We start from the raw sequence: 26,222 nt of genomic DNA, 5'->3' as shown, positions 1-26,222 counted from the left end.
CTCAGGCGTCGAGCGCTGCCAGAACTTCGTATCCCAGAACAGCCGCGGCTACCGCAGCATTGAGGCTGTCTGCGCGCCCTTTCATCGGCATGGTCACTCGCAGATCGCAGGCCATTTCGTATTCTTCCGGAAGGCCGCGACTTTCATTCCCGACCATGACGAAGCAGGGCGCGGCGTAAGATGCGCTGCGATAGGGTTGGGCATCACGAAGGCTGGCCGCAACCAGCTGACCCGTGCCTGCCCGCAGCCAGCTTTCGAATTCATCCCAGCGAGCCAGTGCGATGGATTGCGTAAACACCGCGCCCATGCTGGCGCGCACCGCTTCAACACTGAAGGGATCGGCGCAATCGTCGATCAGGATGACCCCGCCTGCGCCAATGGCATCGCCGGTCCGCAACATCGTGCCCAGATTGCCGGGATCGCGAAGGGCCTGCGCGACGAGCCAGATATCGCTCCGTGACCGGTCGAGCGCGCCGAGCGAGGTATCGAATTCTGCAAATACACCGGCTACCGCCTGCGGATTGTCCTTGCCCGTAATCTTGGAAAGGATGTCCGGCGTGGTTTCGATCACCTCGCCGCCACCTGATTCAACTGCGTCTTCCAGTGCGCTGAGCAAGGGATGCGGATCGCGCCGATCGGCGAGAACGAGTGTTTCGGGCACATGCCCGCATTCGCGTGCATCGGTCAGCAACCGCAGCCCTTCGGCCAGGAACCGGCCCGAAGCCTTGCGGTGTTTCTTTTCCCGCAAGGCGCGCAGAGCCTTGACGGTGGGATTGGAAAAACCGGTGATGTGACGGCGGTTCATCTCGCTTGAAGCCATAATCCTACGGCTCTCCGAAGCCATCCTCGACCATGGCGGACAGTTCGGCCATCACGGCTTCGGCATTATCGCCTGCCACGATGATTTCGATCGTGTCGCCTTTGGCCGCACCCAGCATCATCAGGCCCAAAATCGAGCCGCCGGCCGCTTCGTTGTCGCCCTTGGCAACACGAACGGTGCACGTGTCCGGGAGTTCGGCAACCGCGTTGACGAATTTGGCGCTGGCCCGTGCATGCAGGCCCCGCTGGTTGACGACCTCGATTGACCGGCGCAGCTCGCTCAAGAGGCTTTCCGCGCGCTCTGGATATCCTGGCCGAGAAATTCGCTGGCCACGGTGATGTAATTGCGCCCGGCGGTCTGCGCCGCGTGCACTGCATCGACCACATCCATGCTTTTGCGGGCGCCAGCCAGGCGGATCAGCATGGGCAGGTTGATCCCGGCGATGACTTCCACCCGCCCCGTATCGAGCAGCGAGATTGCCAGATTGGACGGGGTACCGCCGAACAGATCGGTCAGAATGATGGCGCCCTTACCGCTATCGACCTCTTTGATCGCATTGGCGATATCGGCGCGACGCTGTTCCATGTCATCGTTCGGGCCGATGCATATGGTGGCCACATGCTCCTGCTTGCCAACGACATGCTCCATAGCGTCGATGAAATGTTCGGCCAATTTGCCGTGGGTGACGAGGATCATGCCGATCATGCAGCTTCAGTTCCGTTGCGATGCCCGAAGAGTGTGCCTGCGTGGCCCTTAACCATTCCTTGCCCTTGGGTCTAGCGGCGCTCCAGCCGGTCGGCGGGACGCGACCCAAGGTTGCGATGCAGAACCGTGGGCGAAAATCCATCTTCGCGCAAGACCTCTGCCGCCCGTTCCGCACTGTAAACCGAGCGGTGTCTCCCTCCGGTACACCCGAAAGCGATATTGAGATAGCTGCGCCCCTGGGCGGCATAGCGCGGCATGACTTCGCGCAGCAGATCGATGATGCGGTCGAATGCGGGGGTAAAGGCGGGGTCGGCGGCGATATGTTCGGCCACCTGCGCATCGAGGCCGGTCAGTTCGCGCAGGCCGGGGACCCAGTGCGGATTGTCGAGAAACCGCATGTCAAACAGCAGATCGGCCAGAGGCGGCATGCCGCGGGCAAAGCCGAAACTGGAAATCGTGATCGTCATGTGGCGTTCGGTGTCGTCGGCAAAGCGTTCGCGCACGACCTGCTGCAACTGATTGGTTGCATAGGTGGTGGTGTCGACGACGATATCGGCCCAGCGCCGTAGCGGTTCGAGCAGTTCGCGTTCGGCCTTAATGCCGTCCAGCACGGGGCGACCGCGAGCCATGGGGTGAAGCCGGCGCGTTTCATTGTAGCGCCGTTCGAGTTCCATACTGCCGCAATCGATGAACAGGGTGGTCAGTTCGACATCGTCGCGCGCCTCGAGTTGTTTGCACAGCGCGATGATTTCCGCCGGGACGAAGCCGCGGGTCCGCGAATCGAAACCGATGGCCACTGGCAAGGTGTTGTCCCCGCTATCGACGAGGCTGCCGAGCATGCGGATCGGGAAATTGTCGAGCGCTTCCCAGCCGAGATCTTCGAGCACCTGAAGCGCGGTCGACTTGCCCGCACCCGAAAGGCCGGTGACGAGCAGGATACGCTGCGGAGAGGGCGATTCGTCGGGCATGTACGGCATGTCTATTGTGTTGCACCCGAATTGGGGAAGGGGAGACCGTGATGTGCCAGTGCATATTCCGCGCGCAGGGCCTGCACGGCATCGCCCGGCGCGAAGGGCAGGGACGGAATATCGACCCCCGCGATCGTTCGCATTGCCGGATCGAGCGGGAAGCGGGGCGCATCGGGATCGAGCGTAAGGACGAGCGCCAGAGGGGCGCTCGACACGGGCAATTCGACGATACCGACGTTGCGGATTTCGATGAGGCCGCAGGTATTGGGGGGCGGGGAGGCGATCAGCGCCGCGCCGTCATGCGCCAGATGCGCCGCATCGTCGCCGATCAGCAGGGCGCCGCGATCGATCAGGGCGAGGGCGAGGGAGGACTTGCCCGATCCCGGCGGACCTTCGATCAGCAAGGCACGGCCACCGATCGCGACAGCCGTGACATTGGCAAGGACCGTCACCGCTTGGCCGGGAGACTGAGCTGGAGGCAGGCGCCTTCTTCGCCGTCGGCGCGCGATGTCGCGACCAGCGTGCCATCATGCGCTTCCGCAATGGTGCGGGCGATGGCGAGGCCGAGCCCGGAATGGTTGCCGAAATCCTCTTCCTCGGGACGGTCGGAGTGGAAGCGCTGGAACACCCGTTCGCGCTTTTCTTCCGGAATGCCCGGCCCTTCGTCGGAAATGGAGAGGGTGATGCGATTGTCGCTGCGAGTGATTTCGGCCACGATCCTGCCGGCTGGCGGCGAAAAGGATACGGCGTTGTCGAGCAGGTTCTGGATGACGCGTTCCAGCCGCGCGGGGACGCCCATGATCGGCACGGCCCGGTCGTCACCGGTGATGACGACCATGCGGCCCTCGTTCTCGTCGCGCGTCTCGCGATTGTCGACGATGGTGCGGAGCAGCTGCGCAAGGTCCACCGGCTCGAATTCGGTCCGCGACATTTCCGCATCGATCCGGCTGGCGTCGGAAATCTCGGTCACGAGACGATCGATCCGGCGCACGTCGTGGATGGCGATATCGATCAGTTGCCCGCGCAGCTTGGGGTCTTCCACCTTGGCGAGCGATTCGGTCGCACTGCGCAGGGACGCGAGGGGGTTCTTTATCTCGTGCGCGACATCCGCCGCGAAATGTTCGACCGCGTCGATACGCTGGCGCAGGGCCGCGGTCATGTCGGAGATCGAGCGGGCGAGCATGCCGATCTCGTCGCGGCGCTGGGGCAGGCGCGGAACCTCCACCTGGCGGTCGCGCCCCTGCCGCACGCGCACGGCGGCCTGGACCAGCTCGCGCAAGGGGCGCACGATGGTCTGCGCCAGAAACAGCGACAGCAGCGTGGAAATGACGAGCGCGACGAAGACCACGAGCGCGACCGTGGAGCGCGCCGTCCGCACCCGGGCGGTGATGTCGACCGGATTGCGGGTGAGCAGGAGCGTGTCGCCATCGAGCCCGACAGGGGCCGCGGCGTTGATGACATGCGTGCCGTCGGGCGCATCGCGCAGGACGATCTGGGTCAGGCTTTCGCCGCGGGCCCGCAGCAGTTCGGGCCAGTCGTTGATGTCGTCCGTCTCCGGCTCGCGGTAGTCGGGGACGGCCGGCGCGCCGACCACCCGGTCGAACCAGCGGTCCATCCGCAGCGCGAAGGCGTTGGGATCGACATCTTCCTTGCGCGCCAGTGCAAAGCTGGGCGGGGCAAGCTTGAAACTGTCGGCCTCGAGCGAACCGTCGGGGCTGTAGACCCGCAGGCGCAGGCGCTGTTCCTTGCCGATCTGGATCAGCAGGGCCTCCTGGCGCTTGGGCGATGCGCCGGCCAGCGCTTCTGCCGTGATCTGCGCTTCGACGAGGGCGAGCTTGAAGCGTTCGTCGAGAAGCTGCTTGCGATAGGCGTCGACATAGATGACGCCGCCGCCCAGCAGGACCAGCGGCAGAATGTTCACGAACAGGATGCGGCTGGTGAGCGAGAGCCGCCGCGACCAGCGCAGCTTTTCCAGCCGCGGATCGCCTTTCAATACGCTACCGATTTCCGACATCAGCCTTCGTTGAAACTGTAGCCTGCGCCGTAAAGCGTTTCGATGGCGGAAAAGGTCTTGTCGACGGCGCGGAACTTGCGCCGCATGCGCTTGATGTGGCTGTCGACCGTTCGATCGTCGACGAAGACATCGTCGGGATAGGCGGCATCCATCAACTGGTTGCGGCTCTTGATCACGCCGGGGCGCGTGGCCAGCGCCTCGAGCAGGAGGAATTCGGTCACCGTCAGCGAAACGGCTTCCCCCTCCCATGTGACGTGGTGCCGGGCAGGGTCCATGTACAGGCGACCACGTTCGAGCACTTCACCCGGCTTTTCGTCGAACTGTTCGGACAGGATCAGCGGATGGTCGCTGCCGCTGCGCCGGAGGATGGCGCGGATGCGTGCCAGCAGCAGGCGCAGGCTGAAAGGCTTGGCGATGTAATCATCCGCGCCCATTTCGAAGCCGGCTTCCTCGTCGGTTTCGTCATCCTTGCTGGTCAGGAAAATGACCGGGAGTGGCGATTTTTCGCGCAGGCGGCGCAAAAGTTCCATCCCGTCCATCTTGGGCATCTTGATGTCGAAGATGGCTAGGTCGGGCGGATTGGACAGCAGCGCGCCAAGAGCCGCCTCGCCGTCTGAATAGACGCGCGTGGCAAAGCCTTCGCCCTGCAGCGCGATCGAGACGGTGGTCAGAATATTGCGATCGTCATCGACCAGCGCGATGACCGTCCGGTTGCTCTCGCCCTGCGGCGCGGCATCTGCTGTCATGCTCTCCATAAGGAGAGTGACTAGCGACATTGAAAGGGCAAAACAACGTGGCCCGCGCATACGCCACAACATATTGTTCGATGGCGATTTGACGCCGCGTTACGGCAGGACTATTGGCGTCTGAGAAAGCCACGCATTCGTATGCGCCGGCGATTCCAGAACGAACCCGCACACGCGCCGGAGAATTCAGTGACCTTTTCGCTTTCCCACTCGCTTGCCGCGCAGGGCATCGAGACTTCCGCAACCATTCACCCGAACCTCACGTCGGAAGAGCTGACCGCCGCTGCACTGGAAAATGGTGAAGGCCGCAAAGCCAAGCATGGCCCGCTGGTCGTGGAAACGGGCAAGCACACAGGCCGCAGCGCAAAGGACAAGTTCATCGTTCGCGATGGCGAAACCGAAGATACCGTATGGTGGGACAACAACGCTTCGATGTCGCCGGACCATTTCGCGGCACTCAAGGAAGATTTTCTCAAGGCCGTTGCCGAGAAGGGCGACCTCTACGTTGCCGACCTGTTCGGCGGCTCGCAGCCGGAATATCGCGTCAACGTGCGCGTCGTCAACGAACTCGCCTGGCACAACCAGTTCATTCGCACGCTGCTGGTGCGCCCTACCGAGGCTGAACTGGACGGGTTCGTGCCCGAATACACGATCATCGACCTGCCGAGCTTCCGCGCCGATCCGGAACGCCATGGCACGCGCAGCGAAACCGTGATCGCGGTCAATCTCAGCGAAAAGCTGATCCTCATTGGCGGCACGCGCTATGCCGGAGAAATGAAGAAGAGTGTCTTCGGCATTCTCAATTATCTGCTGCCGGTGAAGGGCGTCATGCCGATGCATTGCTCGGCGAATATCGGACAGGACGGCAAGAGCGCCGTGTTCTTCGGCCTGTCGGGCACCGGAAAGACCACGCTTTCCGCCGATGCCAGCCGCACGCTGATCGGCGATGACGAGCATGGCTGGTCGGATACTGCAGTCTTCAATTTCGAAGGCGGCTGTTATGCAAAGATGATCCGCCTGAACCCGGAGGCAGAGCCCGAAATCTACGCCACCACCAAGATGGAAGGAACCGTGCTCGAAAACGTCGTGATGAACGATGCGGGTGAAATCGACCTCGACGACAACAGCCTCGCGGAAAATACCCGCGGTGCCTATCCGCTGTCGTCAATTCCCAATACCTCCGCTGAGAACATGGGGCCTCCGCCCAGCAACGTGATCATGTTGACCGCCGATGCGTTCGGCGTTCTCCCCCCGATCGCGCGGTTGACCCCCGATCAGGCCATGTATCACTTCCTGTCGGGCTATACGGCCAAGGTTGCCGGTACCGAAATCGGCGTGACGGAACCCGAAGCGACTTTCAGTACCTGCTTCGGCGCGCCTTTCATGCCTCGCCATCCCAGCGTCTACGGCAATCTTTTGAAAGAGCGGATCGCGAAGGGCGAAGTCGCCTGCTGGCTGGTCAACACCGGCTGGACTGGCGGAAAATACGGCACCGGTAGCCGCATGCCGATCAAGGCCACGCGTGCACTGCTCAACGCCGCGCTCGACGGCAGCCTTAACAATGTGGAATTCCGCAAGGATCCCAATTTCGGTTTCGAAGTCCCGGTCAGCGTCGCGGGCGTAGATGATGGCATCCTCGACCCCCGTTCGACCTGGACCGACAAAGACGAATACGACCGTACCGCGCGCAAGCTGGTGCAGCTCTTCGTCGACAATTTCGAGCCCTTCGCGGCTCATGTCGACCAAGGCGTGCGCGATGCAGCGCCGAACACGGCTGTCGCAGCCTGATGAGATCGGTTCCGCTGTCCAGCGGAACCCAAGCGTTGGAGAGGAGACCCCCGGCCGCTGAAAAGCGGACCGGGGGCCGTTGATTCCGGGCGCCGATCAATTCATGCAAGGCTAAGCCCCGGAAACGGATGGGAGAGATCATGACGCACCGTGCCATCCTGTTCATTGCCGCCGCTTTCACGTGGCTAACCCCGGCCATGGCTCCCGTGGCGACAGCTCAGGACGCTGCCCCGTCAGCAGAGAGAACGCCAGCCCCTGAGGTTTATAGCGGGCCGGCAGTCTATCGCGCCGAAATCGTCGCGACATATCCGCACGATACCGCAGCGTTCACCCAAGGCCTCGTCTGGCACGACGGGCATCTGTTCGAAAGCACCGGACAGGAAGGGCAGTCCGAAGTCCGCAAGGTCGATCTCGAAACGGGCAAGGTCCTTAACAGAAGTGCTATCTCCGCAGACCAGTTCGGAGAGGGGCTGGCCCTGTCGGGGCGGGAATTCATCAGCCTGACCTGGCGAAACGGTGTGATCCACCGCTGGAATGCAAAAACCCTCAAGCCCGCAGGCTCGAAAGATGGAGTCCCCTTCGAAGGGTGGGGCCTTACGACGTCGGATGAAGGTCTCATTCACTCCGATGGCACTGCTACCTTGCGCGTTCTGGACCCAGAGAGCTTCGAGGTTCTGCGCATGATCCCGGTCACGATGAATGGCCAGCCCCTGCCAAACCTCAACGAACTCGAGATGATTGACGGTCTGGTCTACGCCAATGTGTGGCAATCCCCCTTCATCGTCGCCATCGACCCGGCCGATGGCGTGATCAAGCGCCTCGTCGACTTGCGAGCGATCGTCGATAGCATCCCAATGACGGACCGCGACACGGTGCTCAACGGCATCGCCTGGGACCCGAAGAAGCGACGTCTTTTCGTGACCGGAAAACGATGGCCGAGCCTATTCGAAATCAACCTGGTCGAAACCGAAGCGCAGGTCCGCTAGAGCACATCGAATATTCAAAGTTAGTGCGGCCCTAGAAATCGTCTTCAGCATTGTCATCGCTCGTGCTGGCTACGATTGCCTCGGCCAGATCGAGCACGGGCCGCGGTGACCATTCTGTTCCTTCGGGCACACCTTCCATCTGGTCGATGAAACGCTGGGCCTCGCTAGCCATGTTGCCGCCATGCGGATTGGTAGCGACAGGACCCAATGTATGACGGGCAAGTTCGATTTTTCCCTCGCGCGCCTGCATAAGCCCCGCCCTCATCGCAAGGCTGCGATCGAAGGGTGAAAGCTGTGCAGCTCGTTCCAGTGCATGGCGAGCCGTCTCGTCCGGCTCGACGCCTCGCTGCTCGAAGCTGAGGTAGTAGTATATCAGCGGGAGAGGATGATCATTCTCAAGCCGGTTTAGTGCTGAGAAAGGCTTCATGGCTGCGCTGTAGGCAGCGTCTTCGTCATCGGCCTCCGCTGCCTTGGTGAAAAGCGCAAAGCCTTTCTGGACAAGTGCATTCTTGGCGGTCGGGTCGATTGCCAGAGCTGCATCCGCAGCGGCGATTGCCTGGTCAAAGTTGCCAGCATCATGTTCCGCTTCGGCGAGCGCCGCGAGCACGGCCGCGTTACGCGGAAATTCGGCAGCGACCTTCTGAACTTGTGGCAGCAATTAAAGTGCCTGTTCGCGCGAAACGCCCCGCTGCGATCGAATGCGCAATGGCATGACATCTGCCTCACCCTGCGACAGTTTACTAACGCCGACAGGGTTGCTGGTCAGGACGTCCGCGCCTAGATTCCAAACTTTGATACGGCGCTGATCGAGGTAGCGATCAAGGTCCTTCTGAAGGTCGCCAAGGTCGCCGAAAGCTTGCTCGGCCGCTTCGACCTGGTCGACCCCGTTGGACATGCCCTCCAGATACTTGTGAAGCTGCCCGGTTCGACTCTCGGAAAAATACAGATAGTGGTAAAGCGCCCATGCCCGACCATAAAAGGCGTCGTAGCGCTTGCCTTTCTTCTCTTCGTAAAGCTTTGGGTCGACCAACTCTTCTACGCTCACATCCCGCGCATAGGCCAGTTCTGCTGCGCGGTGACGGGCTGGGCGTCCTATGGAAAGGCCTCCATCCCTTTCAAACTTGGCAGAGGCGAAGAATTCTGCTGCGCCTTCGTCCACCCACCGCGGCATCGCGATCGTCGTATTCGAGATGAAATAGTGGTGAGCATATTCATGCAGCAGGACGGTCATCGACCAATCGGTTTCGCGTCCGCGCATGCGAATGTCCGGCACGAACGCGACGGATGAACCTGCGCGCGGAATATAGAATCCTGCGATTGTCTTTGACTTGTCGTCCGCAAGCTTCCCGATTTCGTTCTGACTGCCGACGACGAATATGGTTAGTCGGTTCGATGGGCTAGGCTTGGTCGCTTCGCGCTTGCTCAGTAGATTGAGGGCGGCATTGTAGCTCTCGAGCGCTTCGCCGAATGCTTGCAAATCCTTGGCCTGATCATCGGCATAGATCACGAAATTGTCGGATTCGGCAACATGCCAGTCGGCATGGGCAGGTACGGAAAAAGCAATGACGAACAAGCTAAGAATGAAACGCATGAAACGACCCCCGTGTATTCAGCAGTTCATAGTATTACATGGGAAAGCAAGGAGATGGAAAAGGAAAAGCCGTTACCTGGATCCAGATGCGATGTACCGGCCGACATTCTTTTCCAGCACATCCATCGGCACGTTGCCGCCGAGAACGACCGCGTCGTTGAAGGCCTTGAAATCGTAAGCGGTGCCCATGGTTGTTTCCGCCCTGGCACGTTGATCGACGATGCGGCTGTGGCCGAGCTTGTAGCCGGTGGCCTGTCCGGGCCAGCTGCAGTATCGATCCACTTCGCTTTCGACTTCTGCCGGTTTGCTGCCGTTGCGTTCGACAAAGAAGTTGACCGCCTGAGCGCGGCTCCAGCCCTTGGCATGGAGGCCAGTGTCGACCACCATGCGGCAGGCCCGGAAAGCGAGGCTCTGGAGATAGCCGAGGCGGCCAACGACAAATTCGTCATAGGCCCCCAGTTCATCGGCCAGCTGTTCGCCGTAAAGAGCCCAGCCTTCGCTGAAGGGATTGAAGGCCAGCACCGAGCGGATCAGCGGCAGGCGGTTGGAGTATTCGCCTTCCCACACATGACCAGGGATGGCTTCGTGATAGGTCAGGTCGGCGAGATCGTATTTGCGATGGAGGTCGGTGGTCCTCAGGTTGATCCAGAAACGGCCGGGGATCGTGCCATCCTTGCTGCCTGCCCCGCCATAGGCGCCGGGTGCCCCGACCTCTTCCGCCGGCGGGATGCGGCGTACTTCCATGTTGGGATCGACAAGCGTGTGGAAAGCGCGCGGCATCTGGCCGCGGATCCAGTCCAGCCGCTCTGCGATGAAGTCCATGATCTGCTTGCGGCCAGGATCGCCTTCGGCAAATTTGTACCGCGGATCTTGCGACAATGCCTGCATGCGATCCCCAACCGAACCGGAGGTATAGCCGATCTCGCGAAGGATCGGATCCATGCGGGCATGAAGCTCTTCGAGTTCTTCGAGGCCCTGCTGGTGGACCTCTTCGGGTGTAAGCCGGGTCGTCGTGCTGGATCGTAACGCCCAAGTGTAGAATGCATCGCCCTGCGGCCGGGCGGAAATGCCGGGCTCCGCCGTCGCCACGGCCCGTTCCGCGCGCAGTTCCTGAAGCTGTCGATCGAGCGCTTCTGCGATCGGCCCGGTTTCGAGAATCTTTGCCCGGTTCGCGTGACTTTCAGGCATGCCCATGGCGGTGAGTTTGGCACGCAGATCGTCGGCAAACAGTTCGCCCTTGCCTGCACTGGCGATGGTCTGTTCCATCTGACCGATTGCCTTGTCGAGCAGGAAATCGGGCGGAACCACGCCCATGCCTCGGGCAGCCTTGATCCGTTCCAGCTCGCCATCGAAGACGGCGGGCATCTGTTCCATGCGTTCGATATAGGCGTCGGCATCATTGCCATTTTCGACCTTGTGATCCGATTGCATGAAGCGCGGCAAGGCGAGGTACTGGCCGACATTCTGGATCACGACGTAGGGCGCCGTGCGCCAGTTGCCGACCGGCGTATCGCCATAGGGCAGGGCAAATCCATCGAGCGCCAATTCGTAAGCGCTTTCGACGACTTCCAGGTTGGTCAGATTTTCGCTGTCGAGCCCGTTCCGCGGAACGGACCGGACCAGTTCGAGGTCTCTGCGAAGGGTTGCGGCATAGGCTTCCTGCCCAGCAATCGACTGATCTTCGAGCTTGCTGCGCAGGTCGTAATGTCGGCCCGTATCGACACCCAGCGATGTCGCCCGCTCCGGCTCATGTTCGAGCAGATTGTACCCGACGATCTCGAGCAGCCGTCCCACGCCCATGGACTGGGCCTGGGTAACCGCTCCGGTGCGTCCCGTGGTGGCACATCCGGTCAAAGCGAGGGCAGAGGTTGCGCCGAGGCCTGAAAGAGCCTGTCGGCGGGTGATGTCGAAGCGTGTCTGGTTCATGCACGCGGGTGTGCGGCCCGCGTGCAAGTCTGTCAAATCAGTCGAGGAATTCGGCTGGAACCCTGCCGCCGCTTGCGGCCAGTTCCTTCATGACACGCCGGTGCAGCCACATATTGTCTTCCGCACTGCCCGAATAATCCTCGCGCCCCAACTCTACCGCGAGCGCCTTGCGGCTGTCGTAATCGCTGTCGACGCCGATCAGCTTCATCAGGTCGACGATCGATGTGCGCCAGTTCAGCCGGTCGGCGCCGGGCATGTTGTCGAGATTGTTCTCGATATCGATGACGGGTCTGGCCTGCTGTTCCACGACCGGAGCATCGGCCCAGGCGTTACCGGTGGGTTGCGGCGCTGCCTTGGTGGCCGGTGCGGTCGCAGGTGTTTCCTGCGGCTTCGGCTTCTTGCCGAAAATCGAGTCCTTGATCTTTCCGAAAATGCTCATGGTCGTCTCCTTGCATCTTCGAACGGGCAAGGGGTGAGCGCGTTCCGCATTGATGGCTTGCGATGAAAGCCGGGGAAGTTATGGCAAGGCCATGCTCGACGCCGTGCTCTCCATCACCGTTCTCGCTGCAATCCTGTTGGTCGCGGGCGCCTATTTCATGTGGCGTCGAACCGGGAACGTGAAAAACGCGCTGCTGATGGTCGTGCTGGCCGCCATCGCGCTGATGAATGTGGCGGTATGGACCGTTCCCGACGCAGGGGGCAGTGCCCCGCTCGACAAGCTCGAGCAGGGCACCCGATAAGCCTAGTTAGGCAATTCCCACTTCACCGCGCTGGAGAAGGTACCGGCAACCGGCTCGCCGTTCGATCCGCGTGCAGGTTCGAACCGCGCTCTTTTTGTAACCAGCGCACAGGTCGCCGTGTCGAGCTCCGAATGGCCTGTCGACCCAGTTACAGTGCAACTGGTGACCTTGCCGGTAGCCGCAATTTCCAGCCTGAACCGGGCCGTGCCGGTCAATTCGCGCCGGGCCCAGCTTGGGCGGTAATCGTTATCGGTCAGCCAGCGCGCCGGATCGTTGCGCGGCTTTGCGCTTACGGGGTCGAAACTTGGCTGCGGCGTCGGGGTCGGTAATTCAAAGGTTGTTCCGGACGGGACGGTTGGCAGGTTCGGAACAGGGATCGGCGTGGTATCGAATGGCGTGTCGATGGGATTGATGTCGATCTGGGTCGGCGGCGCCTGAACAATGGTTGGCGTGGATTCGCTGGTGCTTGGTTCGACCGGATCGGCCGGCGGGGGTGGCGGCGGGATCGGTATGTTGGTCGCCCCGATCTTGTTCACGATTTCCGGCATTGCGCCGCTGACGGTCAGGCCGGCGACAAGAGCGGCACCGATAGCTGCATGAACCCCGATCACCGCTGCCATACTGGCGGGGGAGGGTCGGCGGGACTGGTCAACGAAGGACATGAGTGTTGCTCCTCTTCCAAATCGAAGTCGCTTTTGCGAGTCTTCGACTGGCAATGTTACAACGTAACAAAAAAGAGGCAAGCGGTATCGTACAGCATATGGCTGCCGACTGGATGTGCAATTCGGGAACGGGCTGTCGGCCCGATCAGATCACTTGATCGGGCAGCTCGGATCGAGGCGGAAGTCGAGGTAATTGTCGACCGACTTCATCAGTTCTTCCTGCTCGTTTTCGAAGAAGTGATTGGCGCGCGGGATTTCTTCGTGATGCACGGTGATATGCTTCTGCGTACGTAGCTTTTCGACCAGCTTGGTAACCGCCTGCGGCTGCACCACCGTATCCTGTGCACCGTGGATGAAAATGCCGCTAGCGGGGCACGGAGCGAGGAAGGAGAAGTCGTACATGCTCGCCGGTGCGCCGATGCTGATCCAGCCGCGGATTTCGGGGCGACGCATCAGGAGCTGCATGCCGATCAGGGCACCGAAGCTGACCCCTGCGACCCAGGTCACCTGCGCTTCCGGATGGATCTGCTGCACCCAGTCGAGCGCGCTTGCAGCGTCCGACAATTCGCCGACGCCGTTGTCGAAGCTGCCCTGGCTGCGACCGACGCCGCGGAAATTGAAGCGAAGCGTCGCGAAACCGCGGTTGACGAAGGTCTTGTAAAGACGCTGCGTCATCTGCTCGTTCATGGTGCCGCCGCCCTGCGGATGCGGGTGCAGGATCATGGCCACGGGCGCCCGGGGGCGCGGGGCGGGAGAGAAACGGCCTTCGAGGCGGCCTTCGGGGCCGGGAAAGATCACGGTCGGCATGGGAGGGGTACCCTAAGCAAAAGTCGAAGCGCTTGCACCGGACAGGGCTTTGCGCGAAGTGGCGCGCTATATAGGGTTTGTCGTCCAAATCGCAATCATTTCGAGCACGTATCATCCCGAAACGCATCTATCTCGACCATGCCGCCACCACGCCGCTGCGCCCCGAAGCGCGTGCGGCGATGGATGAAGGCTTCGCGCTGTGGGCCAATCCGTCCAGTCCCCATGCCGAGGGGCGCAAGGCGCGCAGTCTCCTCGAGGACGCTCGTGAGCGGGTGAAAGCTCGGCTGGATTGGAGTGGCGAAGTAATCTTCACCAGCGGCGCGAGCGAGGCTGCGATCATGGCGCTTCGCCATGCAAAGGCAGGTGCGCGCCTGGTATCGACAGTGGAGCACGATTGCCTGCTGCAAGCCGCGCCGGAGGCGGAAAGGCTGCCGGTTCGCAGCGATGGTGCGCTCGATCTCGACGTGCTGATCGAAGCGGTGGAGCGCGAACGCCCACTGGTCGCTGTGCAGCATGTCAATTCGGAGACGGGCAACCGCCAGGCCCTGCCCGCCGTTGCCGACATCGTCCGAAACGCCGGCGGACTGCTGTTGGCCGACTGCGCGCAAAGCGCTGGCAAGATGATGCTGCCGCCCTGCGATATGGCGATCGTGTCGGCGCATAAATTCGGCGGCCCCATCGGAGTGGGTGCGCTGCTGGTAACCGATTACGCCCTTATCGAACCATTGGGCGGGCAGGAGCGTGGTTATCGGCGCGGGACAGAAAACCTGCCTGGCGTGCTCGGCATGGCGGCAGCCCTCGAAGCCTGTGGTGATCCTCACCTCACCCCGGACGTTCTCGAACCGCTCGATGCGCTGGCACGTGAATGTCGCAAGATCGGCGGCACATGGCTGTCCGATAGTCTTGCGGAACCAACGCCGTTAATACGGGCCATCGCGATGCCCAGCATGAGCGCGACAGCACAGGTCATGCGCTTCGACATGGCGGGTATCGCAGTATCGCAGGGATCGGCCTGTTCCAGCGGGACGATGAAGACCAGCCGCGTGCTCGAGGCGATGCAGGTCCAGCCCGAGATTGCGTCAAACACCATCCGGGTCTCGATCGGCTGGAATACCTCCCGCGAGGAAGTTGAACGCTTCTGCGAAGTCTGGCTCGATCTGGCAGGCGCCTAGTCCTCCTTTTGCGGCCAAAGGTGGGTGTGGGGTGGAACTTCGCCATGCACCCTTCGCTTCGCTGGTAATGACTGTATGAGGGTGAAGTGATCTATCTCGACTATCAGGCCACTACCCCGCTCGCGCCCGAGGCGCGTGATGCGATGCTGCGGTGGCTCGACGGGCCCGGCGGTACCGGCTTCGGTAATCCGCACAGCGCGCACCGCATGGGACGCCAGGCGAAAGCCGCGGTGGAACTCGCTCGAGATCAGGTGGCTGCGCTGTTTCCGGCCGGTGGGAAGATCGTGTTCACGAGTGGGGCGACCGAGGCGCTCAATCTGGCGATCCGAGGGTCGGGGCGGGGCGGCACCGTGTCCTATTCGGCGATCGAGCATTCTGCTGTGGGCGATACCGCAAGGGCAGCGGGGCCGAGCCATATCTTGAACGTCGCAAAGGATGGCCAGTGCAACACGCGGCAGGACGTGCCAGACGATACGCGGCTGATCTGCGTTATGCAGGTCAATAACGAGATCGGCACGATCCAGCCGACCATCGAATGGTATCGCAAGGCCAAGGAAAACAATGCGTTGTTCCTGTGTGATGCAGTTCAGGCCTATGGGCGGATCGAGCTGACCGGCGCAGACATGATCGCCATTTCGGCCCACAAGTTCCATGGACCCAAAGGCGTTGGCGCGCTGTGGGTGCGCGACGGGCTGGACCTCGAAGAGGTGCAAACCGGCGGCGGGCAGGAGTTCGGTCTGCGGTCGGGAACGCTGTCGCCAGCATTGATCGCCGGCATGGGGGCGGCGGCACAACGTGCGAATGAGACGTTTGATCAGGACGCCGAACACGTCCGAACATTGTGGAACAGTGCCCGCGAACTGTTTGATGACTGGACGCTCAACGGCAGCGCCGAAGCGCGCTGGCACGGCAATCTCAACATCCGCCGAGAAGGACTGGATGTGGGCAGGTTGATGAGCGATGTGCGCGATGTGATGTTTTCCGCCGGCAGCGCCTGTGCCAGCGGATCGGGTCGCCCGAGCCATGTGCTGAAGGCCATCGGCCTATCGGACAAGCAGGCGAAATCCTCGATCCGGCTAGGCTTCGGGCGCTATACCACGCTCGACGAGATCGAGGAGGCCGCTGCCAAGATCAATGCTGCTGCGGAGGCGCAAGGATTGTGAAAATCGAATTCGTCATGTCGAACGGGGACACCGTCAGCGCACACGCCGAAGTGGGCGACAACCTCCTGCGTGTGGCGCAGGCGGCGGGCCTGCCGCTGGAAGGGACCTGCGAAGGGCAGATGGCCTGTTCCACATGTCATGTCATCGTTGCGGGCGAATGGTTCGACCGCCTCGAAGAAGCGAGCGAAGAGGAAGAGGACATGCTGGACCTTGCAGCAGGTGTTGCGCGCACCAGCCGCCTGTCGTGCCAGATCGACCTGACCGAAGAGATGGACGGCCTGACTGTTACCATTCCGGCTGAAAGTTATGACATGCGGCGTTGACCGCCGGTCCCTTTTCGATTGCCCTTGGTCGATTGGCCTTTGCCCCGGTCCCGCTGCCATGTAGCGATGTCGCCACCAAACACCGGGACTTTTGAGGGATTGTCATGCGTTTCAAGAATACTCTGCTGCTCGCCGCAGCACCTGTCGCACTGTTCGCGGTCACTGCGCCTGCCTTTGCGCAAACCGCCCCAGCCGAGACGAGCGAAGCGTCCAGCGAAAATCACAATGCCGAATTGCGCGCCTGGTTCGATGCGAAATACGAAGAGCAGGTGATGGACAGCCCCCTGTGGCTTACCTCGCTGGGTCGCAAGGAACGCTACGGCGAAATCGATGATTTTTCGCTCGCCGCGCAGGACAAGGATCTGGCGTGGAAGAAGGCTACCGTCGAGGAGATGGAGCGTACCTTCGATTACGATAGCCTGAGCAGTGCCGACAAGCTGTCCTACGACCTCTGGAAATACGAGTACGAGCAGGCGGCGGAATCGGCCAAATGGCGCGACGATGGCTATGTCTTTACCCAGATGCACGGGGCGCATACCTATCTCCCGACGCTACTGATTTCGCAGCACCGCGTGGATACGGCGCAGGACATGCGCGATTATATTTCGCGCGTGTCGGAAATCGGGCGTGCTCTGGGCCAGCTGGTCGACATCGCGGAACCCCGTGCAGCCGCTGGCGTACGTCCGCCCTATTTCGCGTATGACTTCGTGATCGACGAATCGAAGAAGCTGATTTCCGGTGCGCCGTTCGATGATACTGCCGACAACGCATTGTGGGAGGACGGCAAGAAGAAGATCGCCGCTCTGGTCGAAGCTGGCACGATCACCGCTGCCGATGGCGAAACGATGCAGGGCGAGCTCGAAGCTGCGCTGAAGGGCGGGTACAAGGCAGGCTACGACAGGCTGATCACGTTCATGACCGCAGACCGCCCCAATGCCCCCGAGATCGGTGTCGGTGTCGGGGTGCTGCCCAATGGGGACGGGTATTACGCCCATCGTCTGTCGAACAGCACGACCACCGATCTGACCGCAGAGCAGGTGCACCAGATCGGTCTTGACGATGTGAAGCGCATTCATGCCGAAATGGAAGCGATCAAGGACCAGGTGGGCTTCGACGGCGATCTCCAGTCATTCTTCACCTATATCAAGGAAGACAAGGACAATTACTTCCCGCAGGGCGACGAAGGCGCACAGATGTACATCGACGCTGCGACGGCGGCGCTGGACAACATCGAATCCAAGCTGCCCCAGTATTTCGGTCTGCTGCCCAAGGCCGGGCTGGAAGTGCGGAGGGTGGAGCCGTTCCGCGAGCAGGATGGCGGGGCGCAGCATTACAATTCTGGCACGCCCGACGGATCGCGGCCGGGGATCTATTACGCTCACCTGTCCGACATGAGCGCGATGCCGAAGAACATGCTGGAGGTGATCGCCTATCACGAAGGCCTGCCAGGCCATCACATGCAAATCTCCATCGCACAGGAACTGACCGGCGTACCGAAATTCCAGACCCAGCAATTCTACGGTGCCTACACGGAAGGGTGGGGCCTGTATTCGGAGCGTTTTGCCAAGGAAATTCCGGGCACGTATCAGGACCCATATTCGGACTTCGGGCGGCTGAGTTCGGAACTGTGGCGCGCGATCAGGCTGGTCGTGGACACAGGGCTGCATTCCAAGGGCTGGACCGAAGATCAGGCCATTGCCTATTTCACCGAGAATTCCCCCCAGAATGCGGAAACGATCCGCAACGAGGTGCGACGCTATCTGGTCATGCCCGGGCAGGCGACAAGCTATAAGATCGGGATGAACAAGATCCTCGATCTGCGTGCCAAAGCGGAAACCGAACTCGGCGATAAATTCGACATTCGCGGGTTCCACGATGTGGTGCTGGGCGACGGCGCTCTGCCGCTTTCGCTGCTGGAACGCCGCGTCGATGCCTGGATCGCTGAACGCAAAGCCGCATGACCCATCGGCTCCCTCACGAAAAGACGTGAGGGAGCCCGGCCAAACGCCGGATGAATGTGCCGCGTGACATTTATCCCGTTTTGCTTACACTTAGCTTATGAAATACTGTTCGGTCCTCTTCGCTGGCGCCGTTTTGCTCTGCGCTGCACAAGCACAGGCGCAAGCTCAGGATGATGAGCAATCGATCATAGTTGAAGGGAACCGCGAAAAACCGCCAAGCGTGACGCAGTCGGTACGGGCGATCACCGAAGCGGAAAGTGGTAATCTCGCCAGGTTCGAGGTGGACGTTTGCCCGGCTGTGGCTGGCCTCCCAGCTAATTTTGCTCTGACTGTGGTCGAACTGATGCGAGATGCAGTTCGTGACGCAGATGTCGATCTGGCCCCGGAAAACTGTGCGCCCAACCTGACATTGATTGTCACCGATGACGGGCGCGCGCTAATCGCGGGAATGGCCAAAGCGAATGCGAGACTGTTCGAAAGACTGACCGCACAGGAGATGAGCAAACTCCGCGAAAACCCCGGACCTGTGTGGTCGTGGCACAATACGCAGACGAAACGTGCCGATGGTGGCCCGGTCTCCGAGGGCGAGGTAGGGAGGGCTGTTATCGTCAGGGGGGCAGTGATGTCTCGCTTGAGCTCACCAGTCAGAAAAGAGATCAACGGAGGCTTCGTAGTCCTAGATCTAGAATCGATCGACGGTTTCACACTCAAGCAAATTGCGGAATTCGCCGTGATGCGTGGCCTTGCGCAAACCCGCGATGGACAAAGCGGTAAGTTCGGCTTCGAAAGTATTCTCAATCTTTTCGGTGACGGAAAGCCGACAGAAGGTCTTACCTCGTTCGACCGCGAGTATCTCAGCTCGATCTACCGCGGGGGCAATGGCTTTACCTATGCGCAAAAGACCCGTCAGGTCGCTCAAGATGTAGCCCGCAAAGAGAAGTCTACCGCGGACGACGCGGAATAGCACAAGCGCATTCTTGTATATTCAACGGTTGGGTAAAATAGCAAAAGCCCCGCCGCAGTGATGCGGCGGGGCTCTCGTTGTTACTGGGTACTTAGGTTCAGGCGGCTTCGAGCTCTGCCTTGTCGGCTGTTTCGCCGAGCATTTCGATCAGCGCTTTGCTGAAGGCGGGGATGTCATCGGGGTTACGGCTGGTGATCAGGTTGCCGTCCTGGGCAACTTCCTGATCGACCACGTTGGCGCCGGCATTCTTCAGATCGGTGCGGATCGATTTGTAGCAGGTTGCCGTCTTGCCTTCGACGATGCCGGCTTCAATCAGCATCCACGGGGCATGGCAGATGGCTGCGATCGGCTTACCCGCATCATTGAATTCACGCACGATCGCGACTGCGCGATCGTTCACGCGGAGAAGGTCGGGATTGATCTGGCCCCCGGGGATCAGCAATGCATCGAAATCGGAACAGTCTGATACATCATCGATAACCTTGTCGACCTTGACGCTGTTGCCCCAGTCATCCTGGTCCCAACCCTTGATTTCACCGCTTTCGAGGCTGACGACGACGGTTTCGATACCGGCCTTTTCGAGGTTCGCCTTTGGCTTTTCGAGTTCGGACTGTTCGAAGCCATCGGTGGCGAGGATCATTACGCGCTTGCTCATGGGAAACTCCTTGATTTGCTGTTACTCATGCAATGCGTGGGGAAAGCGGGTTGTTCCGTTCTTCTAGGCGGGGCGTGGCGGTGGTAGGGCGAGTGTCATGGCCGCCAATGAAACCACGCTCGACAGTGACAAAGACCCGTTCGACGCGATCGTCGACGCCCCGTTCGACAGCGCTCTGTCCGAACGGTATCTGGTCTATGCGCTGAGCACGATCACCGCGCGTTCGCTGCCGGACCTGCGCGACGGGTTGAAGCCCGTGCATCGCCGCCTGCTGTGGGCGATGCGCCAGCTGAAGCTCGACCCTTCCAGCGCGTTCAAGAAATCCGCACGCGTGGTTGGCGACGTGATCGGCAAGTATCACCCCCACGGCGATGCCAGCGTCTACGATGCGATGGTCCGCCTCGCGCAGGATTTCGCGCTGCGATATCCGCTGGTTGAAGGCCAGGGCAATTTCGGCAATATCGATGGTGATAACGCCGCCGCCTATCGGTACACCGAAGCGCGCCTGACGAAGACCGCGTTACGGCTGATGGAGGGGCTCGACGAAGGCACGGTCGAGTTCATTCCTACGTACAATGGGGAAGAGCAGGAGCCGGAGATATTCCCCGGCCTGTTCCCCAATCTGCTTGCCAACGGTGCGAGCGGCATCGCGGTGGGCATGGCAACCAACATACCCAGCCACAATGTCGCAGAGATCGTCGACGCGACGCTTGAAGTAATCGACAACCCGCATGTCGAACATGCGCGGCTGATGGAGCTGTTCAAGGGCCCGGACTTCGCCACCGGAGGCATTGTGGCCGAAAGCGCGGAGCTTGTTGCTGCGGCGTATGAGACCGGCCGCGGGTCATTCCGTGTGCGCGGGCGTTTTCACGCGGCAGAAGCAGCCAGCGCGGAGGATCGCGAAGCGGGGATCGAGCGGATGGGTGGCGGGCAATGGCAGCTCGTGATCAGCGAGATCCCCTATCAGGTGGCCAAGGGCAAGCTGATCGAACAGATCGCGCAGGCAATCGCCGACCGGAAGCTGCCGATCCTCGAAGACGTGCGCGACGAGAGCGATGAAAAGATCCGCATCGTGCTGGTCCCGCGCAGCCGCAATGTCGACCCTGAGCTGCTCAAGGAAAGCCTGTACAAGCTGACCGATATGGAAACCCGGTTCGGGCTCAACCTGAACGTGCTCGACGCCAGCCGCACGCCGATGGTGATGGGGCTGAAGGAACTGCTGAACAACTGGATCGCCAGCCAGATCGATATTCTGCAGCGCCGCAGCCAGCACCGGCTGGACCAGATCGCGCGGCGGCTGGAGCTGGTCGAAGGCTACATCATCGCCTTCCTCAACCTCGACCGGGTGATCGAAATCATCCGTTACGAGGATGAGCCCAAGGCGGTGATGATGGAGGAGTTCAGCCTGACCGACCGGCAGGCCGAAGCGATCCTGAACATGCGGCTGCGCAGTTTGCGCAAGCTTGAGGAAATGCAGCTTCGCCAGGAAAAGGACGATCTGCTCAAGGAACAGGATGAACTGGAAAAGCTGCTCGGCTCGCCAGCACGCCAGCGCACGCGGCTGAAGCGCGATCTCAATGCGCTGCGCAAGGAATATGGCGAAGACACTGCATTGGGGGCCCGCCGCACCAGCATTCGGGAAGCGGCGCCCGCGGTCGAATTCAGCATGGACGCGATGATCGAGAAGGAGCCGGTAACGGTGATCCTGTCGCAGAAGGGCTGGATCCGCGGTGCAAAGGGACATCTGCCGCTGGATCAGGATTTCAAATACAAGGAAGGCGATGGTCCGGCCTTCGTGATCCATGCGCAGACTACCGACAAGCTGCTGCTGGCGACCGACAAGGGGCGGTTCTTCACGATCGGCGCGGACAAGCTGCCCGGCGCGCGCGGCTTTGGCGAACCGGTGCGCAATACGCTGGATATCGATGCCAGCGCGCATATCGTGGCGCTGATCGTCCACAAGCCGAAGCAGCGCCTGCTGCTGGTGGCGGACACGGGCAAGGGCTTCGGTACGACCACCGACGATCTGCTCGCCGAAACCCGCAAGGGGCGGCAGGTCGTCAACCTCAAGGGTGATGCGAAGATGGTTGTGGCGCGGACAATAGAAGAAGGTCACGACCACGTCGCCTGCGTGGGGGACAATCGCAAGCTGGTGGTCTTCAATCTCGAGGAACTGCCCGAACTTGCCCGCGGCCAGGGCGTGACCTTGCAGCGTTATCGCGACGGGGGCCTTTCCGATGCGACCACCTTCACTCTGGCAGAGGGGTTGAGCTGGACGATGGGCGGCAAGGAAGGCCGCACACGCACGGAAGGCGAGATGTGGCAATGGAAGGTGGCCCGCGGCGGGGCAGGGCGCATGCCGCCGCAAGGTTTCCCGCGCGATAACAAGTTCACCTGACGCAGCCGTTCCGATGACTGCCGCGGCAGAGGTGGATTGACCGCATGAGAAAAGGCCGGAAGCGCTTGCGCACTCCCGGCCTTTCGCGACCCTGAAACAGGCTCAGGGATTATTTGCTAGACGATTACTCGCCGGCGCTTTCGGCTGCGGGTGCCGAGGCGCCCATGGCCGCATCGATCTGCGCGTTGGTCAGCAGCGCCATCAGGGTGCCGGTCGGGCTGGCAGCGAAATGTTCGCGCAGCAGGGTGACCTTCTTGGTCTCGTCACCGCCCCGGGCGATGATCACATTGTCACCGTCGATTTCGAGAACGGTGCCGAGCGGCGCGTTCTTGGCAGTGACGGCATTGGCACCGACGACCAGGGCAGCGTCACGCTTGGCAACGGCTTCCTGATGGGCCGCCTGCAGCATGCTGACGATCTGCGCCTTGGTGGCGTTGAGCGAGGTTCCGTTGTCGTTCGTGCCGAACGCATTGGCCGGAACCGGAGCGCGCATGTCGTCGACCACGAGGATCACGGTGTCGCCCTGAACGGCTTCGATAGTGCCGATTTCGGCGCCGTCATTGCCATAGACTGTTGCGCCAGCTGCGACGGAAGCGGTTGCTTCCTGCGCGACGGCAACGCCGGGGGCAACGGCTGCGGTGGTGGTGAGGGCGACGGCGGCAAGCGCCAGCTTCGCGATTTTCATATAAAACTCCAAGGCTTGTTATTCGAAATACGCGGCTCCCCCACACGCGAAACGCGCGATCGAGCCGATCAAGAATGGAAAGAGCGGGCGAGAGTGTGGTTCCCGACACCCGCAAGTCCCCCCACGGGAGAACGGGTACTGTATGTCACGGACTGCGTTTTTTTGCAACCGCGAGGCCTTTATGCTGCAGTGCACCTTAAGCGACGCTGAAGCGCACAAAGGGTGGATGTTCAGCGAGCGGCGAGTTCCTCGTCGAGCAATTCTTCAACCCTGGTGCGCGGCGGGAATTGTTCATCCACCCAGCGCTTTTCGATCCGCTGCAGTATGCGCGCGACTTCGGGCCCCCTGCCGACGCCGCGTGCCACGATCTCCCCTCCTTTCAGCGGAAAGCGGGGCGCTTCCCAGCCGAGGATCGACGACGGGTCTTTTCCTGCGATCAACAGGCGATCAAGCGCGCAATCCTTGCCGACCTCATAAGCCAGTCCGCGAGGACGATCACCGTCGCGGGGATCGCGGCGGGCCACGCACATCAGGCGATCGCGCTGGCTGCGGGACAGACGCAGGCGGGCCGATACAGCCTCTGCAACCGGCGGCACGGCCGGCAAAAGCGCAGCCATCCGCCGCATGGCATCGGGTTCTATGTCGGCGGCCCTTTCCGCCTCGATCAGGCGACCCAGCTGATCCACCTCGCGCCTGCCGCATTCGGGCAGCACTTCCTGCAACACCCCAAGGGTGCGCATCTTAGCAATTGTCGCGGACGGATCGGGAAGGGCGAGCAGGTTCTGCATTTCCCAGCCCACGCGTTCGCGGCTCAGGCCCTTCAGGGTCGGGGCGAGGGCGCTGCATGCGGCCGTGGCCTCTTCATCCCAGCCATCACCGAAGCGCGTGGCGAAGCGGAAATAGCGCAATATGCGCAGGTGATCTTCCTGTATGCGCGTTTCGGCATCGCCGATGAAGCGCACACGCCTGGCGGAAAGATCGGTAAGGCCGCCGAAATAATCCGAGATTTCGAGGGTTTCCGGGTGGGCATACAGCGCATTGATGGTGAAATCGCGCCGCGCCGCATCGTCTTTCCATTCGTGGGAGAAGGCGATCGTGGCGCGCCTGCCGTCGGTCGCGACATCGCGCCGCAGCGTGGTGATCTCCACATTTCCGTCGTCGAAGATCGCGGTCACGGTGCCATGGTCGATACCGGTGGGAATAGTGCGGATACCGGCATCCTTGCAGCGATCGATGACGGTGGCGGGCAGATGCCGCGTCGCCGCGTCGATATCATGCGCGCGATAGTCCAGCATCGTGTCGCGTACGCAGCCGCCGACCCAGCGAATATCGTCAGCGCCCAGCGTTTCGACGAGCTTGGCCAGGCTCGCGCGCTGCGTCCATTCGGCCTTTGGCAGATGTGCCGTCATCAATGCGCCTCCAGCCACGCTATCCGACGGGACAGGTTCCAGCAGATGGCTGCCGTCACACCCCAGATCCGGTAACCATCATGATTCATTTCCAGATATTCCCGCGTAGCCCCTTTCCAGAAGACCGAATCGTGGTTCCATTGCGAAGCGTCCATGAGCTTTTCGAGGGGGCATTCGAACCAGCTTTCGACTTCACGCGGGTCCGGGCGGATGGAAAGATCGCGCGGCACTGTGGCAAGGACTGGGGTGATATCGAACCCTGTACCGGTTTGATAGCGGTCGGTCGTGCCGATCAGCCGGACGTTCTCTGGCTCGATCGCCAATTCTTCCCATGCTTCGCGTAACGCCGCGTCCACTGCGTTTTCGCCGTCTTCGACCTTGCCCCCGGGGAACGCGACCTGTCCGGGATGATCGCGCATGGTCCGCGGTCTTTGCGTCAGGATGACTGTGGGATCGGGTCGCTCGGTCACCGCGATCAGGACGGCTGCGTCGGCGGTGCGATCAAGGTCGGCGAAGCGGCTGTCCGACATGAGTTCGCCGACATCACGCGCATGGCCCTGTTCGAACAACTGGGTAAGACGGTCGAAGATTTCGCTCATGCAGGCAGAAGCGAAAAAGTCTCGCCGCCGCTCTTCACGGTCCAGTCGTCACCGCGCTCGAGCGCGATGCGGGCGAGCTGTTCATAGGTCGAACGGTTTAGCCGCGCCTCGCAACCGCGACGAACGTGAATATAGAGCGATGGACTGTCGCCATCGCCGGCCGCGCGTATCGGATGATCAAGCCCAGCCACCACCAGTTCGTCGGTGTTCAGCCGGAAGGCGAGGTCGCCTTCGGTCTCGCTGACATCGGTGGCGATGAAGCAGGCATCTTCCACCTCTATCGACAGTTTCTGATAAGGCACGACGAGCCAGTAGCTGCCGTCTTCTTCACGGTTCAGCAGGCCCGCAAAGGCGCGCACCATGCCGGGGCGCTTGATCGCCGAACCCTCGTGATACCAGGTTCCGTCGGCACCAATGCGCATGTGACTGTCATCGATATTGTCAGGCGACCATTGTTCGACCGGGGGAAGCTTTCGCTCCGCAACGGCCTCGGCAATCTGTGCCAGCGACATGCCGGCGAGTTCTGGGGGCGGGGTATAGGGCATCGTGGAACTGCCGATGCCAGATAGCGACTAGTTCGCCAAGCTCCACGGGCCCAGCATTCCTTCTGCGGGCAGGATTGCCGGATTGCCGCTGCGCGCCAGCAAGCGGTGTTTTTCGAATGGACCCGGGCAGTGCCAGCCCTGCGTGTGCGCAGCGGTGAACTGCCAGCGATCGTAATAGTCGGGATCACCGATCATCACCTGAGGCAGGGGCGAGGCGCCGTCTTCGAAACCGGCGTCGATCGCGCCAAGGCTTGCGGCCATCAGCGCCTTTCCGAAACCTTCGCCCTGCCGTCCCGGCATGACTGCAACCGGACCCACCATGATCATCGGGTGCGCGCGTCCGCGCGGGTCCGTCAGCGCGACCGGCCAGAGCTGGATCGTGCCGGCCAGATAATCGTCATCGTCGAGCGCGGCAAAGCTCAGCGCGTCAAGCCAGTCGGTCCCTTCGCGGATGCGATAGGCCGTGCGGGCATGTCGCCCCTCGCCGAAGGAGGCATCGAGCAATTCTTCGACCATCTGCGGGTCGATAGCGGAAAGGGGAACGAGCGTCGCCATAAGGGCGCGCCGATTAGGGCGCGCCGCAGGCCAAGTCGAT

At 61.5% G+C, this 26,222-nt stretch carries 28 protein-coding genes; 9 read left to right on the top strand and 19 right to left on the bottom strand.

Features of this window, described 5'->3' with window-relative positions; genetic code table 11:
* Position 1 precedes the first annotated feature (1 nt).
* From K3177_RS07815 to K3177_RS07785, 7 genes are all read right to left on the bottom strand, one after another.
* Positions 2–805 (bottom strand): TrmH family RNA methyltransferase, encoded by an 804-nt coding sequence (locus K3177_RS07815; RefSeq protein WP_221597795.1) that lies wholly within the window; start codon positions 803–805, stop codon positions 2–4.
* A 19-nt stretch (positions 806–824) separates the two neighbouring features.
* The gene (locus K3177_RS07810; protein ID WP_103022630.1) at positions 825–1,103 is read right to left on the bottom strand and encodes an HPr family phosphocarrier protein; all 279 of its coding nucleotides are present in this window, start codon (positions 1,101–1,103) and stop codon (positions 825–827) included.
* Complete coding sequence (locus K3177_RS07805) at positions 1,100–1,525, bottom strand: PTS sugar transporter subunit IIA (protein ID WP_103022631.1); 426 nt, start codon at positions 1,523–1,525, stop codon at positions 1,100–1,102. The genes K3177_RS07810 and K3177_RS07805 overlap by 4 nt, the downstream gene beginning before the upstream one ends.
* Positions 1,526–1,596: 71 nt before the next feature.
* The gene (rapZ, locus tag K3177_RS07800; protein ID WP_221597794.1) at positions 1,597–2,493 is read right to left on the bottom strand and encodes an RNase adapter RapZ; all 897 of its coding nucleotides are present in this window, start codon (positions 2,491–2,493) and stop codon (positions 1,597–1,599) included.
* Between the two features lie 11 nt (positions 2,494–2,504).
* On the bottom strand, positions 2,505–2,945 hold the full coding sequence (locus tag K3177_RS07795; protein ID WP_221597793.1) for an HPr kinase/phosphorylase: 441 nt from the start codon (positions 2,943–2,945) through the stop codon (positions 2,505–2,507).
* Positions 2,942–4,507 (bottom strand): sensor histidine kinase, encoded by a 1,566-nt coding sequence (locus tag K3177_RS07790; protein ID WP_221597792.1) that lies wholly within the window; start codon positions 4,505–4,507, stop codon positions 2,942–2,944. Before K3177_RS07790 ends, K3177_RS07795 begins: the two co-directional genes overlap by 4 nt.
* Positions 4,507–5,253, bottom strand: coding sequence for a response regulator transcription factor (locus K3177_RS07785; RefSeq protein ID WP_103022743.1), 747 nt, complete (start codon positions 5,251–5,253; stop codon positions 4,507–4,509). Before K3177_RS07785 ends, K3177_RS07790 begins: the two co-directional genes overlap by 1 nt.
* Before the next feature lie 189 nt (positions 5,254–5,442).
* Between K3177_RS07785 and K3177_RS07780 the strand changes: the two genes are divergently transcribed.
* Together K3177_RS07780 and K3177_RS07775 are read left to right on the top strand one after the other, a co-directional pair.
* Positions 5,443–7,041, top strand: coding sequence for a phosphoenolpyruvate carboxykinase (locus K3177_RS07780; RefSeq protein WP_272019898.1), 1,599 nt, complete (start codon positions 5,443–5,445; stop codon positions 7,039–7,041).
* Positions 7,042–7,181: 140 nt separating this feature from the next.
* On the top strand, positions 7,182–8,027 hold the full coding sequence (locus tag K3177_RS07775) for a glutaminyl-peptide cyclotransferase (protein ID WP_247714325.1): 846 nt from the start codon (positions 7,182–7,184) through the stop codon (positions 8,025–8,027).
* Between the two features lie 31 nt (positions 8,028–8,058).
* Here the strand turns inward: K3177_RS07775 and K3177_RS07770 are convergent, their stop codons facing one another.
* The 4 genes from K3177_RS07770 to K3177_RS07755 form a co-directional block, all read right to left on the bottom strand.
* Positions 8,059–8,685, bottom strand: coding sequence for a hypothetical protein (locus tag K3177_RS07770; RefSeq protein WP_221597790.1), 627 nt, complete (start codon positions 8,683–8,685; stop codon positions 8,059–8,061).
* The gene (locus K3177_RS07765; RefSeq protein WP_221597789.1) at positions 8,686–9,618 is read right to left on the bottom strand and encodes a DUF1570 domain-containing protein; all 933 of its coding nucleotides are present in this window, start codon (positions 9,616–9,618) and stop codon (positions 8,686–8,688) included.
* 72 nt (positions 9,619–9,690) lie between these two features.
* Positions 9,691–11,544, bottom strand: coding sequence for a DUF885 domain-containing protein (locus K3177_RS07760; protein ID WP_221597788.1), 1,854 nt, complete (start codon positions 11,542–11,544; stop codon positions 9,691–9,693).
* A 37-nt stretch (positions 11,545–11,581) separates the two neighbouring features.
* Entirely contained in the window at positions 11,582–11,983 is a 402-nt protein-coding gene (locus tag K3177_RS07755; RefSeq protein ID WP_103022637.1) for a DUF3597 domain-containing protein, read from the bottom strand.
* A gap of 52 nt (positions 11,984–12,035) precedes the next feature.
* Between K3177_RS07755 and K3177_RS07750 the strand changes: the two genes are divergently transcribed.
* Positions 12,036–12,284: a hypothetical protein gene (locus K3177_RS07750; RefSeq protein ID WP_247714324.1), complete on the top strand. Its 249-nt coding sequence runs from the start codon at positions 12,036–12,038 to the stop codon at positions 12,282–12,284.
* A 2-nt stretch (positions 12,285–12,286) separates the two neighbouring features.
* On the opposite strand, the gene K3177_RS07745 is transcribed toward K3177_RS07750, so the two are convergent.
* Both K3177_RS07745 and K3177_RS07740 read right to left on the bottom strand, forming a co-directional pair.
* On the bottom strand, positions 12,287–12,946 hold the full coding sequence (locus K3177_RS07745) for an energy transducer TonB (protein WP_221597787.1): 660 nt from the start codon (positions 12,944–12,946) through the stop codon (positions 12,287–12,289).
* A 150-nt stretch (positions 12,947–13,096) separates the two neighbouring features.
* Positions 13,097–13,753 (bottom strand): alpha/beta hydrolase, encoded by a 657-nt coding sequence (locus K3177_RS07740; RefSeq protein WP_103022639.1) that lies wholly within the window; start codon positions 13,751–13,753, stop codon positions 13,097–13,099.
* Positions 13,754–13,830: 77 nt separating this feature from the next.
* On the opposite strand from K3177_RS07740, the gene K3177_RS07735 reads away from it, so the two are divergent.
* From K3177_RS07735 to K3177_RS07715, 5 genes are all read left to right on the top strand, one after another.
* On the top strand, positions 13,831–14,925 hold the full coding sequence (locus K3177_RS07735) for a cysteine desulfurase family protein (protein ID WP_282099640.1): 1,095 nt from the start codon (positions 13,831–13,833) through the stop codon (positions 14,923–14,925).
* A gap of 86 nt (positions 14,926–15,011) precedes the next feature.
* Entirely contained in the window at positions 15,012–16,088 is a 1,077-nt protein-coding gene (locus K3177_RS07730; RefSeq protein WP_221597786.1) for a cysteine desulfurase family protein, read from the top strand.
* 14 nt (positions 16,089–16,102) lie between these two features.
* Positions 16,103–16,411, top strand: a complete 309-nt coding sequence (locus K3177_RS07725) for a 2Fe-2S iron-sulfur cluster-binding protein (RefSeq protein ID WP_221598104.1) — start codon at positions 16,103–16,105, stop codon at positions 16,409–16,411.
* Positions 16,412–16,515: 104 nt separating this feature from the next.
* Complete coding sequence (locus K3177_RS07720) at positions 16,516–18,372, top strand: DUF885 domain-containing protein (protein ID WP_221597785.1); 1,857 nt, start codon at positions 16,516–16,518, stop codon at positions 18,370–18,372.
* A 331-nt stretch (positions 18,373–18,703) separates the two neighbouring features.
* Complete coding sequence (locus tag K3177_RS07715) at positions 18,704–19,336, top strand: hypothetical protein (protein WP_221597784.1); 633 nt, start codon at positions 18,704–18,706, stop codon at positions 19,334–19,336.
* A gap of 97 nt (positions 19,337–19,433) precedes the next feature.
* On the opposite strand, the gene K3177_RS07710 is transcribed toward K3177_RS07715, so the two are convergent.
* The gene (locus tag K3177_RS07710; RefSeq protein ID WP_221597783.1) at positions 19,434–19,991 is read right to left on the bottom strand and encodes a type 1 glutamine amidotransferase domain-containing protein; all 558 of its coding nucleotides are present in this window, start codon (positions 19,989–19,991) and stop codon (positions 19,434–19,436) included.
* A gap of 97 nt (positions 19,992–20,088) precedes the next feature.
* Between K3177_RS07710 and parC the strand changes: the two genes are divergently transcribed.
* The gene (parC, locus tag K3177_RS07705) at positions 20,089–22,389 is read left to right on the top strand and encodes a DNA topoisomerase IV subunit A (RefSeq protein ID WP_221597782.1); all 2,301 of its coding nucleotides are present in this window, start codon (positions 20,089–20,091) and stop codon (positions 22,387–22,389) included.
* A 124-nt stretch (positions 22,390–22,513) separates the two neighbouring features.
* Here parC and K3177_RS07700 read toward each other — a convergent pair whose 3' ends face one another.
* The 5 genes from K3177_RS07700 to K3177_RS07680 all read right to left on the bottom strand — a co-directional run bounded on the left by K3177_RS07700 (position 22,514) and on the right by K3177_RS07680 (position 26,182).
* Positions 22,514–23,074 carry a hypothetical protein gene (locus K3177_RS07700; RefSeq protein ID WP_196846591.1) on the bottom strand — a complete coding sequence of 187 codons (561 nt, stop codon included), beginning with the start codon at positions 23,072–23,074 and terminating at the stop codon, positions 22,514–22,516.
* Between the two features lie 230 nt (positions 23,075–23,304).
* Positions 23,305–24,483 (bottom strand): CCA tRNA nucleotidyltransferase, encoded by a 1,179-nt coding sequence (locus K3177_RS07695; RefSeq protein ID WP_221597781.1) that lies wholly within the window; start codon positions 24,481–24,483, stop codon positions 23,305–23,307.
* Complete coding sequence (locus tag K3177_RS07690; RefSeq protein ID WP_221597780.1) at positions 24,483–25,082, bottom strand: CoA pyrophosphatase; 600 nt, start codon at positions 25,080–25,082, stop codon at positions 24,483–24,485. The genes K3177_RS07695 and K3177_RS07690 overlap by 1 nt, the downstream gene beginning before the upstream one ends.
* Positions 25,079–25,627: a DUF1285 domain-containing protein gene (locus tag K3177_RS07685; RefSeq protein WP_221597779.1), complete on the bottom strand. Its 549-nt coding sequence runs from the start codon at positions 25,625–25,627 to the stop codon at positions 25,079–25,081. Before K3177_RS07685 ends, K3177_RS07690 begins: the two co-directional genes overlap by 4 nt.
* Positions 25,628–25,654: 27 nt before the next feature.
* Positions 25,655–26,182 (bottom strand): GNAT family N-acetyltransferase, encoded by a 528-nt coding sequence (locus K3177_RS07680; RefSeq protein ID WP_103022650.1) that lies wholly within the window; start codon positions 26,180–26,182, stop codon positions 25,655–25,657.
* Positions 26,183–26,222: the final 40 nt, after the last annotated feature.

This window comes from Qipengyuania pacifica (genome assembly GCF_019711555.1).
Classification (GTDB): Bacteria; Pseudomonadota; Alphaproteobacteria; order Sphingomonadales; family Sphingomonadaceae; genus Qipengyuania; species Qipengyuania pacifica.
This window is presented reverse-complemented; position numbering and strand designations above follow the sequence as displayed.